Origin of the sequence: Pseudomonas sp. NBRC 111119, assembly GCF_001320125.1 — a bacterium.
In the GTDB taxonomy this organism is placed as follows: Bacteria; Pseudomonadota; Gammaproteobacteria; order Pseudomonadales; family Pseudomonadaceae; genus Aquipseudomonas; species Aquipseudomonas parafulva.
In genome coordinates this window covers 99,440-112,394 of record NZ_BCAV01000005.1, presented here as the reverse complement: position 1 = coordinate 112,394, position 12,955 = coordinate 99,440, and the positions used below count along the sequence as shown (strand labels likewise).

Genomic DNA, 12,955 nt, shown 5'->3' with positions numbered 1-12,955 from the left:
AAAGCGCGAGTTTAGTAAGTCGGAGGTTCTTGAATGACCACATCGTTGCAACCTGCCTATGCCCTGGTACCCGGTGCAAACCTGGAAGCCTACGTGCACACGGTCAACAGCATCCCGCTGCTGACGGTCGAGCAGGAGCGTGATCTGGCCGAGCGTCTCTACTATGAGCAGGATCTCGAGGCCGCTCGGCAGATGGTGATGGCCCACCTGCGTTTCGTCGTACACATTGCCCGTAGCTACGCAGGCTACGGGTTGGCCCAGGCTGACCTGGTGCAGGAAGGTAACGTCGGCCTGATGAAGGCCGTGAAGCGCTTTAACCCCGAAATGGGCGTGCGCCTGGTGTCGTTCGCCGTGCACTGGATCAAGGCTGAGATCCACGAGTTCATCTTGCGTAACTGGCGCATCGTCAAGGTGGCTACCACCAAGGCGCAGCGCAAGCTGTTCTTCAACCTGCGCAGCCAGAAGAAGCGTCTGGCGTGGCTGAACAACGACGAGGTGCATCGGGTGGCCGAAAGCCTCGGCGTAGAGCCGCGGGAGGTGCGCGAGATGGAAAGCCGCCTGAGCGGCCACGACATGGCGTTCGACCCGGCTTCCGAGGCGGATGACGACAGTGCCTTCCAGTCGCCTGCGCACTACCTGGAAGACCACCGTTACGACCCGGCCGTGCAACTGGAGGATGCTGACTGGAGCGACAACTCCACCAGCAACCTGCATCAGGCCCTGCAAGGCCTGGACGACCGTAGCCGCGATATCCTGTACCAGCGCTGGCTGGCCGAAGAGAAGGCCACCCTGCACGAGCTGGCAGACAAGTACAGCGTATCGGCCGAGCGTATTCGCCAGCTGGAGAAGAATGCGATGAACAAGGTCAAGGCGTTGATCGCTGCCTAACCCTGGTTCACGTCGCAAAAAAAGCCGCTGCCCCGTAAGGGACAGCGGCTTTTTCATGGCAGGTATTCAGAGCTTGCGGGAAGTGTTCAGTTGCATCAGGTAGCTGGGGCCGCCCAGCTGGCTCATCTGCCGGCTGATCCAGCCGGCGCGGCTGGCCACATAGGCACTGGGTCGGCCCGCGTTCCATTTGATCGGGCTTGGCAGCACCGCCGCCAGCTGAGCGGCCTGCTGGCGGCTCAGGCGGCTGGCATCCACACCGAAGTGATAGCGTGCCGCAGCCTGCGCGCCGAATACACCTGGGCCCCACTCGGCGCTGTTCAGGTACACCTCAAGGATGCGCTCCTTGGACCACAACAGCTCCATCAGGGCCGTGAACCACGCTTCCAGCCCCTTGCGCAACCAACTGCGCCCCGACCACAGGAACAGGTTCTTGGCCACCTGCTGGGTGAGGGTGCTGGCGCCACGGATGCCGCCCCCGCGTTCGTTGTAGGCCAGCGCAGCTTGGATGGCGGGTATGTCGAAGCCCCAGTGGGTGGCGAATTTCTGGTCCTCGCCGGCGATTACCGCCACTTTCAGGTCATCGGAAATGCGCTCCCACGGCACCCAGTCACGCTGCAGGTCGATGGGCTCGCCGTCTACCCAGGACTCCACCTTGCGCTCCACCATCAATGCCGTACCCGGTGGCGGTACCCAGCGGAACACCAGCACCAGCACGATACTGCCGGCGGCGAACCAGAGCAGGGCGCGGTACAGGCGACGTAAGAGGTTTGGCAGCATGGGCATGGCTTGGCCGTACGGATGGAAGGGGCCATTATACAGACCCGATACGAGGAGTCGTCCCATGCTTCGCAGCTTCCTGATGCTTGCCGCCTTTTTCGGTTTTACCGGTGTCGCGCTGGGCGCCTTCGCCGCGCACGGCCTCAAGAACAGGCTCAGTGCCGATTACCTGGCGATTTTCCACACCGGTGTGACCTACCAGCTGGTGCATGCCCTGGCGCTGTTCGGGGTTGCACTGCTGGCAGCGCACTTGCCCGGGCGGCTTGTCGGTTGGGCAGGCGGCCTGTTCGTGCTGGGTATCGTGCTGTTTTCCGGCAGCCTTTACCTGCTCACCCTCAGTGGCATCGGCAAGCTCGGCATCATCACCCCCATCGGCGGTGTGTGCTTCCTTGCCGGCTGGCTGTGCCTGGGGCTTGCCGCGTGGCGGCTGGGCTGACTGGGCGGCCCGCAATCGCGACTAATGGCGTGTGGCGGCCTTGGGTTGCAGGCCCTTTCGGGGCTAGAATGCGGGCCCCAAAGAACAATGGTGGCCGTGAGCATGCGCATTCAACTCAATGGTGAGCCGTACGAATTGCCGTCGGGCGAGAGCGTCGCGGCCCTGCTGGCCCGCCTGGACCTGGCCGGCCGCCGCGTGGCGGTAGAGCTCAACCAGGACATCGTGCCGCGCAGCCAGCACGACAGCACTGCGCTGCACGAGGGTGACCAGGTCGAAGTGGTGCACGCCATCGGCGGCGGCTGATCGCTGCCGGCGAACCCCCTGCAAGCCCAGCAACCTTTTCCCGAGGAACAACCATGAGCAACGTTCGCAGCGACAAGCCCTTCACCCTGGCCGGCCGTACGTTCCAGTCGCGGCTGCTGGTCGGCACCGGCAAGTACCGTGACATGGAAGAAACCCGCCTGGCCATCGAAGCCTCGGGTGCCGAAATTGTCACCGTTGCCGTGCGCCGCACCAACATCGGCCAGAACCCGGGTGAGCCGAACCTGCTCGATGTGCTGCCGCCAGATCGCTATACCATCCTGCCGAACACCGCAGGCTGCTATGACGCTATCGAGGCCGTGCGCACCTGCCGCCTGGCGCGTGAGCTGCTCGATGGTCACAACCTGGTCAAGCTGGAAGTGCTGGCCGACCAGAAAACCCTGTTCCCCAACGTGATCGAAACCCTCAAGGCCGCCGAAGTGCTGGTCAAGGATGGTTTCGACGTGATGGTCTACACCAGCGACGACCCGATCATCGCCCGTCAGCTCGCCGAAGCCGGCTGCATTGCGGTCATGCCCCTGGCAGGCTTGATCGGCACCGGCCTGGGCATCTGCAACCCGTACAACCTGCAGATCATCCTTGAGGAATCGAAGGTGCCCGTGCTGGTCGACGCCGGTGTAGGCACCGCATCGGATGCCACCATCGCTATGGAAATGGGCTGCGAGGCGGTGCTGATGAACTCGGCCATTGCCCACGCCCAGCAGCCGGTGCTGATGGCGGAGGCCATGAAGCATGCCATTGTCGCTGGCCGCATGGCCTACCTGGCCGGCCGTATGCCCAAGAAACTCTATGCCAGCGCGTCTTCACCGCTGGAAGGTCTGATCAAGTAAGAGCCCCTGATGACTGAATCGCACGATACGCCGACCACCCCTGACGGCGACGCCCGCCCACACCGTCGCATCAAGAGCTTCGTGATGCGCGCCGGGCGCATGACCGAAGGCCAGCAGCGTGGCCTGGACCAAGGCGGCCCGCAGTTCATCCTGCCGCTGGCCGACAGCCCTGTGGACTACGACCAGGTGTTTGGCCGGTCGGCGCCGCGCACGCTGGAAATCGGTTTTGGCATGGGCCATTCCTTGTTGGAAATGGCGGCGGCCGCGCCAGATCAGGATTTTATCGGCGTAGAGGTTCACCGCCCGGGTGTGGGTGCGCTGCTCAACGGTGTGCTCACCCAGGGGCTACAGAACCTGCGGGTGTATGACTGCGATGCCATCGAAGTGCTGAACCGCTGCGTGGCCGACAACAGCCTCGACCGCCTGATGCTGTTCTTCCCCGACCCCTGGCACAAGGCGCGTCATCACAAGCGTCGTATCGTGCAGCTTGAGTTTGCCGAGCTGGTGCGCCGCAAGCTCAAGCCCGGTGGGGTGTTCCACATGGCGACGGACTGGGAGCCCTACGCCGAGTACATGCTGGAAGTGATGAACGCCGCGCCGGGCTATCGCAACCGCGCGGCGGATGGCACCTATGTGCCCCGCCCCGAAGAACGTCCGATCACCAAGTTCGAACGCCGCGGCGAGCGGCTGGGGCATGGGGTGTGGGACTTGAAGTTCGAGAAGGTCGACTGATCGGCTTTCGCAAGCTGTGGGCGCGGGTTCACCCGCGCCGATCAGCCACCACCCCAATCAGCACCAGCACCACCAGCAACACGGGCGCCAGCGCATAGTTGTTGAACTGGCCCAACCCTTTCACCACCCACGGCGTGGCATAGATCAGTGCCGCGCCGCTGCCGATCATCACCAGCAAGGCCATCAGGGGTACCCGCAGGGCGCCTGCCAGGCTGCCCAGGCGTTGCTCCACCCAGGTCTTGATGTCGGTGCCGAACAGCACCAGCAGGCAGCCCACCAAGGCGAGCGAAATTTCTGACAGGTTGCTGCGGCTCCAGCGGGAAACCGTCGCGAGCAGATCAAGTACCAGATCCATGGGTCATCCTTAGGTCAAGAAATACTGCAGCAGGTCATTGAGGAACAACTGCCCCCGGGGCGTTGCGGCCAGCCGATCCGGTTCGACCTGCAAAAGGCCCTTTTGTTCGGCACTGCGGCGGGCCTCGGCCAGTTGCGCAAGGGGCAGGCCGGTGCGTTCGGTGAACAGCCGGGCTTCAACGCCATCAGTGAGCCGCAGGGCGTTCATCAGGAACTCGAACGGCAGTTCTGCGGCCGGCAGCAGCTTTTCCCCCGCCTTGAACGGTTTGGCCAGGTTCAGGTAGTCCTTGGGCAGGCGCGTCTTCCAGGTGCGCAGAATGCGGCCATCGGCAAAGGTGAGCTTGCCATGGGCGCCGGCGCCGATGCCGATGAAGTCGCCAAAACGCCAGTAGTTGAGGTTATGCCGGGCAGCGCGGCCAGGTCGGGCATAGGCGGACACTTCGTACTGGGCAAAGCCGTTGGCGGCCATGAGGTGCTGGCCGGCTTCTTGGATATCCCAGAGGATATCGTCCTCGGGCAGCGCTGGCGGCTGGTTCCAGAACACGGTGTTCGGTTCCACCGTCAGCTGGTACCACGACAGGTGCGTCGGGCCCAGGTCGATGGCCTGGCGCAGGTCGCCGAGCGCATCATCCAGCGACTGGTCGGGCAGCCCGTGCATCAGGTCCATATTGAAGTTGTCGAAGCCGGCGGCGCGTGCCATACCTGCTGCGCGTACCGCTTCGTCGCCGTTGTGGATACGCCCCAGCGCCTCCAGTTTGCCGGGCTGGAAGCTCTGCACGCCGATGGACAGGCGGTTGATGCCCGTTTGCCGGTAGGCCTTGAACTTGTCCTGTTCGAACGTACCCGGGTTGGCCTCCAGGGTTATCTCGATGTCCGGTGCAAACGCAATGCGTTGTTCCACGCCGCGCAGCAGCCGGCCCAAGGCGGCGGCGCTGAACAGGCTGGGCGTGCCGCCCCCGAAGAAGATCGAGCTGATGCGGCGGCCCTGTACGGCGGCCAGCTCCTGGTCAAGGTCGGTGAGCAGCGCCGCAACATAGGCATCCTCCGGCAGTTCAGGCCCGGCCGCATGCGAATTGAAGTCGCAGTACGGGCATTTGCGTACGCACCAGGGGATGTGGATGTACAGCGACAGCGGCGGCAGTTGCTGGAAGCCTGCCGCCGAGGGGGTGGACTGCGGTGGGATCATGCCAGGCCCAGACGTTGACGCAACAGGGCCATGGCACGGGCGCGGTGGCTAAGCTGGTTCTTGTCCGCGGGCGCAAGGTCGGCGCTGGAGCAGTCACGTTCGGGCACCCAGAACAGCGGATCGTAGCCAAAACCATGGTCACCGCTGGCCTGGAACAGAATACGGCCATGCCACAACCCTTCGCACAGGATCGGCAGTGGGTCGTCTGCGTGGCGCACCAGCGCCAGCACGCAGACGAACTGGGCGCCGCGCTCGGCCTCAGGCACGTCTTTCAGCGCTTCGAGCAGCTTGGCGTTGTTCGCCGCGTCACCCTGGCCATTGGCATAACGCGCCGAATAAATCCCCGGAGCCCCGCCCAGGAAGTCCACGGCCAGGCCCGAGTCATCGGCCAGCGCCGGCAGGCCGGAGATGCGCGCTGCATTGCGGGCCTTGAGGATGGCGTTTTCAACGAACGACAGGCCGGTTTCTTCCGGTTCGACCTGGCTGAACTCGCCAATGGACCGCAATTGCACGCTCTGGCCGAGCATGGCTTGCAGTTCCTTGAGTTTGCCGGCGTTATGGCTGGCCAATACCAGTTGCTGGAAATTCATCATTCGCCTGGGAACACTTCCTGGTTGAAACTGAAGGAGTTGCCGATGCCGCCGGTTTCGACATTCAGGTCGAACGTGACGGTTTCGGGCTGTTCGATCTTGAACTGGGCCACGTACGACACCGTGCCCTGGTCGGTAACCTGCCTGAACGACAGGGGGCTGCTGCGCCCGGTGAGGTCCTTGACCGTACCGCTGACCACTGCCGTTGCCGGTTTGCCGGCCTTGAGCGCAGTCAGGGTGAGTACCCCCAGGTTCTTGCTGCGTACCAGGCCCGTGGCCGCAGCTACCTGGGGTGTGAGCATGCTCGAGGTGAAGGCGCTGTAGTGCACCGTCACGTTGCCGAATACCTCTTTGCGATCGGCGCGGGCAGTATCGGCGGCCACCGCCGGCAAGGCCAGACACAAACTGACGAGAAACAGTGCAAGGCGACGCATGGTGCGATCCCTCCGAAAAATCAGACTGCGAGCTGGTGTTCCTGCAGGCCGGGGCTGCTGACCCGGTAGATGCCGATTTCACCCAGAAGATTAGGCCAAAGCCGGCCACCCCACCCATTGCGGTGCAGGTTATCGACAGCCAGGCGGTCCAGCACCTTGGCCTTGCGCTCGTGCACCAGCTCTTCGAAGTCGGCGAAGGTGCAGAAGTGGATGTTCGGCGTGTTGTACCAGGTATACGGCATGAAGTCCGACACCGGCATGCGGCCTTTGGTCGCCAGGTACCAGCGGCAGCGCCAATGGCCGAAGTTGGGGAAGGTGATGATGCACTGGCGGCCCACGCGCAGCATCTCGTCCAGGATACGGTCGGGGTATTCCACGGCCTGCAAGGCCTGGGTCATGATCACCACGTCGAAACTGTTGCTGGCGAAGTTGCCCAGGCCTTTGTCCAGGTCTTGCTCGATGACATTCACGCCCTTGGCGACGCACGCAGCGATATTATCGGCGTCGATTTCCAGGCCGTAACCGGTGACCTGCTTGCGATCGCGCAGCGAAGCCAGCAGTTCGCCGCTACCGCAGCCCAGGTCGAGGACCCGGCTACCGGCGGGGATCCAGTCGTGGATGATTTCCAGATCGGCTCTCATGCTGTCCTCAGATGGCAATGCGGTTCATGTAGTTCGAGAAACCCTGCATGTAGCGAGGTGTGGGGATCAGGAAAGCATCGTGCCCATAGGGCGAGTCGATTTCCAGGTAGCAGACGTTCTTGCGGGCGGCCATCAGCGCGTCGACGATTTCCCGCGAGCGGGCAGGGGAAAAACGCCAGTCGGTGGTGAACGACATGATGCAATAGTTGGCCTTGACGTCGGCCAGGGTTGCCGCCAGGTCGCCGCCGTGGGTGGCTGCAGGGTCGAAATAATCCAGCGCCTTGGTCATCAACAGGTAGGTATTGGCATCGAAGCGACCGGAAAACTCTTCGCCCTGATAGCGCAGGTAGCTTTCTACCTGGAACTCGACACTGTGGAAGTCGTAGTTGAGTTTGTCGCTTTTTAGCTCACGGCCGAATTTCTCACCCATCGAGTCGTCGGACAGGTAGGTGATATGGCCGACCATGCGCGCCAGCATCAGGCCGCGTTTGGGGATCACCCCCTGGTCCTGGAACGAACCGCCATGGAACTCGGGGTCGGTCAGAATCGCCTGGCGCGCCACTTCGTTGAAGGCAATGTTCTGCGCCGACAGCTTGGGCGCCGATGCGATGTCGACGCAGTGGCGCACGCGCTCGGGGTAGGTGATGGTCCACTGCAGGGCCTGCATGCCGCCCAGGCTGCCACCGACCACTGCCGCCCACTGCTCGATGCCCAGGCGCTGGGCCAGGCGCACCTGGCTGTGCACCCAATCTTCCACCGTGAGCACCGGGAAATCGGCACCGTAGGGCTTGCCGGTGGCGGGGTTGAGGCTGCTGGGCCCGGTGCTGCCGTTGCAGCCGCCCAGGTTGTTCAGGCTGACCACGAAGAAGCGGTTGGTGTCGATTGGCTTGCCTGGGCCGATGCAGCTGTCCCACCAACCCGGCTTGCGGTCGCTGGCGTCATGGTAGCCGGCAGCGTGATGGTGGCCGGACAAGGCATGGCAGATAAGCACAGCGTTGCTCGCGCTGGCGTTCAGGGTGCCGTAGGTTTCGTAGACCAGCTCATAGCTGATCAGGGAGCGGCCGCAGGCCAGGGCCAGCGGTTCATCGAACCTGGCGGTTTGCGGTACTACCAGACCGACGGAATCTTCGGGAAAGACAGTGGACATCGACCCTGCTCACGCTTGACGGAGGCGTAAGTCTAAAGAGCGCTACCCCCAGCGGCAAGCAAAGGCTTGCTGCCGGGGGTGGGCCGGGTCAGATCATGCGCCACAGCTCTTGCGGCATGCCGGCATAGGCGGCCAGCGGTGGCATGACGAACGACTGGATCACCTGGATCGCCAGGAAGGCGAAGATCGGCGAAATATCCATGCCGCCCAGGTTGGGCACGATGCGGCGGAAGGGCGCCAGTACCGGCTCGCTGATCTGGTAGGCAAGCTCTGCCGCCGGGTTGTTCGAGTTGGGGGCCACCCACGACACGATCACCATCACGATCATCGCTACCCAGAAGATCTTCAGGAACAGCGAGGTGATGCCGATGATGGCCCACATCAACAGGTGCAGCACGTCACCGAAGGTGCCGTAGGTGACCATCAGCACAAAGCCCATCAGCAGCGCCTGGATGACCACCGCCAGCAGCAGCGACGAGGTATCCAGCCCGGCAATGCTGGGGATGACCCGGCGAATCGGTTTGAGCAGTGGCTGGGTGGCGCGCACGGTGAACTGGGACAACGGGTTGTAGAAATTGGCCTTTACCAGTTGCAGCACGAAACGCAGCAGCACGATCACCAGATACAGGCTGACCAGGGTTTGCACCACGAAGATCGCGGCGCCGGACAGTGCATTCATCTAAAACTCCTTATTGGCCCAGTTGTTCGGCCAGCTCTGCGGAACGCTTGGCGGCGGCCTGCAGTGCCTGCTCGACGATGGCTTCGAAACCGCTGGCCTGGAACGACGTGATGGCGGCCTCGGTGGTGCCCGCGGGCGAGGTGACGCGACGGCGCAGTTCGGCTGCATCTACTTCGCTGGCCACCGCCATGCGGGCGGCACCCAGTGCGGTGTGCAGAGTCAGCTGAGAGGCGGTTTCACGGGGCAGGCCGAGTTTCTCGCCTGCAGCCGTCATGGCCTCAATCAGCAGGAAGAAGTACGCCGGGCCACTGCCGGAAACAGCCGTTACCGCGTTCAGTTGCTGCTCCTGCTCAAGCCACAGCGCGGTACCCACTGCCGACAGCAGCTGCTCGGCCTGCTGACGCTGCTCGGCAGAGACCTCGTGGGTGGCATACAGGCCGCTGACGCCCTGGCGCAGCAGGGCCGGGGTGTTGGGCATGCAGCGCACCACCGGCCGGGCACCGAGCCAGCTTTGCAGGCTTGCGCAGGTAATGCCCGCAGCAATGGACACAATCAACTGGCCGCCCTGCAGGTTGGGTTGCAGGGCCTGGCACACGGCTTTCATCACTTGTGGCTTGACCGCCAGCACGATCACGTCGGCGTCAGCGATGGCCTGGGCGTTGTCTTCGAAGGTTTCGATGCCGTGATCGGCCTGGATGCGGGTGCGGGTGTCGGCGCCAGGGTCGCTGGCGCGGATCTGCGAAGCCTCCAGGCCCTGGGCACGCAGACCACCGATCAGGCTGGCGGCCATGTTGCCGGCGCCAATAAAGGCAATACGTGTCTGGCTCATGTCAGGTCCTTGTGGGGAAGAGTGAGTAAAGCATGGAATCAGGCGTTGCCGTAATCGCGTGCACCGAACAGGGCGGTGCCAATGCGCACCCAGGTCGCTCCCTGTGCAATGGCGGCTTCCAGGTCGTGGCTCATGCCCATGGACAAGGTGTCCAGATCAAGCCCCAGGCCTTCCTGCAACTGGCGCAACCTTGCAAAGGCGGCCTCTTGGGCGGTGCGGTCTTCGGTGGGCTCGGGGATTGCCATCAGTCCGCGTAGCTGCAAGTTGGGCAGTGCCGCAATCGCTTCGGCCAACGCTGGCAGGTCGGTGGGGGCACAGCCGGCCTTGCTGTCTTCGCCACTCACGTTCACCTGCAGGCAGATATTGAGTGGCGCCAGCCCGGCGGGGCGTTGCTCCGACAGGCGTTGAGCGATTTTCAGGCGGTCCACGGAATGTACCCAGTCGAAGTGCTCGGCGATGGCTTTGGTCTTGTTCGACTGAATGGGGCCGATGAAGTGCCAGATCAAGGGCAGGTCGCCCAGTTGCTGCTGCTTTGTCAGCGCCTCTTGTAGGTAGTTTTCCCCAAAGTTGCGCACACCTGCAGCGTGAACCTCGCGGATCGCGCTGGCCGGCTTGGTTTTGCTCACGGCCAGCAGGTGCACGCTGGCGGGGTCGCGCCCGGCAGCCTGGGCACCCTCGGTGATGCGGGCGCGAATCGTGGAAAGGTTGTCTGCTAGGGTGGACATTGATCGATGCCGGCAGCTGAGAGGTTGCCGCATTTTACCTGGTTGAACGCCGAAGGGGAGTCTCATGGACGTGACTGACCTGCTGGGCAGGGCCGTGGCAGCGGGGGCGTGCGACCTGCACCTGGCTGCGGGCCAGGTACCCATGCTGCGCAAGGACGGCCAATTGCAGCGCCTGCCGGGCCCCGCCTTGCAGGGGCCCGAGCTGGCTGAGGGTATGGCCTGCATGCTGAGCGAGGCCCAGCTGCACCAGTGGCAACACGGCGATGAACTGGACATGGCATTGGCACTCCCGTCGCTGGGGCGTTTCCGGTTGAACCTGTTCAGGCAGTTGAACGGTCTTGCACTCACGTTCCGCCTGATACCCGGGCGTATTGCCGGGGTGGACGAGCTCGACCTGGCAGGCATTTTCAACACCATCGCAGGCTGCGACGATGGCCTGGTACTGGTCGGCGGCCCTACCGGCTGCGGCAAATCCAGCACCCTGGCCACGCTGGTGGATCAGTTGAACCGCGAACGGGCCTTGCACATCATCACCCTCGAAGACCCGGTGGAAGTTATCCACAGCAGCCAGCGCAGCCTGGTGAACCAGCGTGAAGTTGGTCGGCACTGCACGGGCTTCGCCCAAGGTTTGCGCAGTGCCCTGCGCCAGGACCCGGACGTGATCATGATCGGCGAGTTGCGCGACCTGGCCACCATCCGCCTGGCGTTGCGTGCGGCCGAGACCGGTCACCTGGTACTGGCCACGGTGCACACGCGCTCGGCAGTGAACAGTATCGACAGGTTGGTGGAGGTCTTTGCTGCCGAAGAAAAACCCCTTGTACGCGCCATGCTCGCGCAATCGTTGCAGGTAGTGGTGGTGCAGCGGCTGGTCAGGCGGGCAGGTGGGGGCAGGGTGGCTGCGCGGGAAGTGCTGGTGGCCACCGCGGCTGTGCGCAACCTGATCCGCGAAGGGCGCATGGCGCAGTTGCATTCGGTGATGCAGGCCGGTGCGGTGGATGGGATGCAGACGATGGCGGGGGCAATGCGCAGGCTGCGGGACAGGGGGTTGGTTGAGGCGGATTAGTCGAGGCGGGGTGACGCCCGTGCTGCCCGTTGCGTAGGGATGACGCCAGGCAGGCAGCACGTAAGTGCAGCCGTGGTTTTAGCGCTTGGCCAGGTTCAGCTGTTGCTGCTCCTTGGGCAGTACGCGCTTGGCGACAACGTAATGCTTTTGCCAGTAAGGCTTGCTCAGGTTGTCGATGCTAACCCGCTTGCCCCGGCGAGGCGCATGGATAAAGCGGTCGTTGCCCAGGTAGATCGCAACGTGGTTCACCCGGCGGCTCTTGATGTTGAAGAAAATTAGGTCGCCCGGCTTCAGGTCACCCTTGGCCACCTTGGTGCCGTGGCCCTGGGCCATGGCGCTGGAGGTGCGCGGCAGGTTGACGTCGGCAACGTCGTTGAAGGCGTATTGCACCAGCCCGCTGCAATCGAAACCTTTTTTAGGGTTGCTGCCGCCCCAAACATAAGGGGTACCCAGCACGTTGACGGCCCGGCTGAGCACGTCGCTGCTCTGCTTGGCAGACATGGCGACAGCGGGCCTGCCATGTTTGCTGCTGGCGGCATTGCCAGGGCGAGCATGCAGGGTGGCCTGTTTGACAGGGGCACGTTTCACCGCGGCATTGGTGGTATAGCCGGTGAAACCGTTGGGAAGATGTTGCTCACGGTTGGTGGCGTGGGCGGCCAGGGGCAATAATAGGCAGAGGGTCAGCCATGTCTTGATCAAAGGCGGCATAGATGAAGCTCTTATGAATAGTTGTGTGTTGGGCGCGCAACTTTATAACAGCTTTTTGATCAATCTTTGATCCGTTGGTCGATTCTTCACGTACCGTATGTCGGCCCGGGCGAAAAAAGTCACAACTTTTTTTAGAAAAATTTCATCCGCAGCGCACGAGGTTTATGCATGAACAGTTATCAACAGGGCGCACCCCTGCACGACACCCACAGCAAGGTGATCGGCTACCTGCTGTGGATCCTGGGCTTTACCGGGTCCCATCGCTTCTACTACGGCAAACCCATCACCGGCACCCTCTGGTTCTTCACCTTCGGCTTGTTCGGCATCGGTTGGCTGATCGACCTGTTCCTGATTCCGTCCATGGACCGTGAGGCGGACCTGCGTTTCGAGTCCGGGCGTATCGATTACAACATCGCCTGGATCCTGCTGACCTTCCTCGGCGTGTTTGGCCTGCACCGCCTTTACCAGGGCAAATGGGTCACCGCGATCATCTACTTCCTGACCGGTGGCCTGTTCCTGTTGGGTGTGCTGTACGACTTCTGGACCCTGAACACCCAGGTGTCCGAGCGCAATGCGGGGCGGGGTTGAGGCGCGGCCCGGGTGGGAGCACCTGTG

Annotated in this window: 18 protein-coding genes; 7 read left to right on the top strand and 11 right to left on the bottom strand. The window is 63.1% G+C overall.

Features of this window, described 5'->3' with window-relative positions; genetic code table 11:
* Nucleotides 1–33: 33 nt before the first annotated feature.
* Entirely contained in the window at nt 34–888 is an 855-nt protein-coding gene (gene rpoH, locus APH25_RS01370; protein ID WP_028632057.1) for an RNA polymerase sigma factor RpoH, read from the top strand.
* A gap of 66 nt (nt 889–954) precedes the next feature.
* Here rpoH and mtgA read toward each other — a convergent pair whose 3' ends face one another.
* Nucleotides 955–1,665 carry a monofunctional biosynthetic peptidoglycan transglycosylase gene (gene mtgA / locus APH25_RS01365; protein ID WP_060480820.1) on the bottom strand — a complete coding sequence of 237 codons (711 nt, stop codon included), beginning with the start codon at nt 1,663–1,665 and terminating at the stop codon, nt 955–957.
* Nucleotides 1,666–1,729: 64 nt separating this feature from the next.
* Between mtgA and APH25_RS01360 the strand changes: the two genes are divergently transcribed.
* The 4 genes from APH25_RS01360 to trmB all read left to right on the top strand — a co-directional run bounded on the left by APH25_RS01360 (nt 1,730) and on the right by trmB (nt 3,984).
* A complete protein-coding gene (locus APH25_RS01360) occupies nt 1,730–2,101 on the top strand; it encodes a DUF423 domain-containing protein (RefSeq protein WP_060480819.1) in 372 nt (123 codons plus the stop codon).
* 102 nt (nt 2,102–2,203) lie between these two features.
* Nucleotides 2,204–2,404, top strand: coding sequence for a sulfur carrier protein ThiS (thiS, locus tag APH25_RS01355; protein WP_028632054.1), 201 nt, complete (start codon nt 2,204–2,206; stop codon nt 2,402–2,404).
* A 53-nt stretch (nt 2,405–2,457) separates the two neighbouring features.
* Nucleotides 2,458–3,252: a thiazole synthase gene (locus APH25_RS01350; protein ID WP_028632053.1), complete on the top strand. Its 795-nt coding sequence runs from the start codon at nt 2,458–2,460 to the stop codon at nt 3,250–3,252.
* 9 nt (nt 3,253–3,261) lie between these two features.
* The gene (trmB, locus tag APH25_RS01345) at nt 3,262–3,984 is read left to right on the top strand and encodes a tRNA (guanosine(46)-N7)-methyltransferase TrmB (protein ID WP_060480818.1); all 723 of its coding nucleotides are present in this window, start codon (nt 3,262–3,264) and stop codon (nt 3,982–3,984) included.
* 28 nt (nt 3,985–4,012) lie between these two features.
* Here trmB and APH25_RS01340 read toward each other — a convergent pair whose 3' ends face one another.
* The 9 genes from APH25_RS01340 to APH25_RS01300 form a co-directional block, all read right to left on the bottom strand.
* Nucleotides 4,013–4,339: a DUF3392 family protein gene (locus APH25_RS01340; RefSeq protein ID WP_060480817.1), complete on the bottom strand. Its 327-nt coding sequence runs from the start codon at nt 4,337–4,339 to the stop codon at nt 4,013–4,015.
* A gap of 9 nt (nt 4,340–4,348) precedes the next feature.
* Nucleotides 4,349–5,524, bottom strand: a complete 1,176-nt coding sequence (hemW, locus tag APH25_RS01335; protein ID WP_060480816.1) for a radical SAM family heme chaperone HemW — start codon at nt 5,522–5,524, stop codon at nt 4,349–4,351.
* Nucleotides 5,521–6,117 carry an RdgB/HAM1 family non-canonical purine NTP pyrophosphatase gene (gene rdgB, locus APH25_RS01330; protein ID WP_028632049.1) on the bottom strand — a complete coding sequence of 199 codons (597 nt, stop codon included), beginning with the start codon at nt 6,115–6,117 and terminating at the stop codon, nt 5,521–5,523. Before rdgB ends, hemW begins: the two co-directional genes overlap by 4 nt.
* Nucleotides 6,114–6,548 carry a DUF4426 domain-containing protein gene (locus APH25_RS01325; RefSeq protein ID WP_028632048.1) on the bottom strand — a complete coding sequence of 145 codons (435 nt, stop codon included), beginning with the start codon at nt 6,546–6,548 and terminating at the stop codon, nt 6,114–6,116. The genes rdgB and APH25_RS01325 overlap by 4 nt, the downstream gene beginning before the upstream one ends.
* A gap of 20 nt (nt 6,549–6,568) precedes the next feature.
* Nucleotides 6,569–7,189 (bottom strand): methionine biosynthesis protein MetW, encoded by a 621-nt coding sequence (gene metW, locus APH25_RS01320; RefSeq protein ID WP_028632047.1) that lies wholly within the window; start codon nt 7,187–7,189, stop codon nt 6,569–6,571.
* A 7-nt stretch (nt 7,190–7,196) separates the two neighbouring features.
* Nucleotides 7,197–8,336: a homoserine O-acetyltransferase gene (locus APH25_RS01315; protein ID WP_060480815.1), complete on the bottom strand. Its 1,140-nt coding sequence runs from the start codon at nt 8,334–8,336 to the stop codon at nt 7,197–7,199.
* 88 nt (nt 8,337–8,424) lie between these two features.
* Nucleotides 8,425–9,015, bottom strand: a complete 591-nt coding sequence (locus APH25_RS01310; protein WP_060480814.1) for a YggT family protein — start codon at nt 9,013–9,015, stop codon at nt 8,425–8,427.
* A gap of 10 nt (nt 9,016–9,025) precedes the next feature.
* Nucleotides 9,026–9,844 (bottom strand): pyrroline-5-carboxylate reductase, encoded by an 819-nt coding sequence (proC, locus tag APH25_RS01305; protein ID WP_060480813.1) that lies wholly within the window; start codon nt 9,842–9,844, stop codon nt 9,026–9,028.
* 38 nt (nt 9,845–9,882) lie between these two features.
* On the bottom strand, nt 9,883–10,569 hold the full coding sequence (locus APH25_RS01300; RefSeq protein ID WP_060480812.1) for a YggS family pyridoxal phosphate-dependent enzyme: 687 nt from the start codon (nt 10,567–10,569) through the stop codon (nt 9,883–9,885).
* A 64-nt stretch (nt 10,570–10,633) separates the two neighbouring features.
* Between APH25_RS01300 and APH25_RS01295 the strand changes: the two genes are divergently transcribed.
* On the top strand, nt 10,634–11,632 hold the full coding sequence (locus APH25_RS01295; protein WP_060480811.1) for a type IV pilus twitching motility protein PilT: 999 nt from the start codon (nt 10,634–10,636) through the stop codon (nt 11,630–11,632).
* A 78-nt stretch (nt 11,633–11,710) separates the two neighbouring features.
* Here the strand turns inward: APH25_RS01295 and APH25_RS01290 are convergent, their stop codons facing one another.
* The gene (locus tag APH25_RS01290; protein WP_060480810.1) at nt 11,711–12,340 is read right to left on the bottom strand and encodes a C40 family peptidase; all 630 of its coding nucleotides are present in this window, start codon (nt 12,338–12,340) and stop codon (nt 11,711–11,713) included.
* A gap of 168 nt (nt 12,341–12,508) precedes the next feature.
* On the opposite strand from APH25_RS01290, the gene APH25_RS01285 reads away from it, so the two are divergent.
* On the top strand, nt 12,509–12,928 hold the full coding sequence (locus APH25_RS01285; RefSeq protein WP_028632040.1) for a TM2 domain-containing protein: 420 nt from the start codon (nt 12,509–12,511) through the stop codon (nt 12,926–12,928).
* The last annotated feature ends 27 nt before the right edge of the window (nt 12,929–12,955 follow it).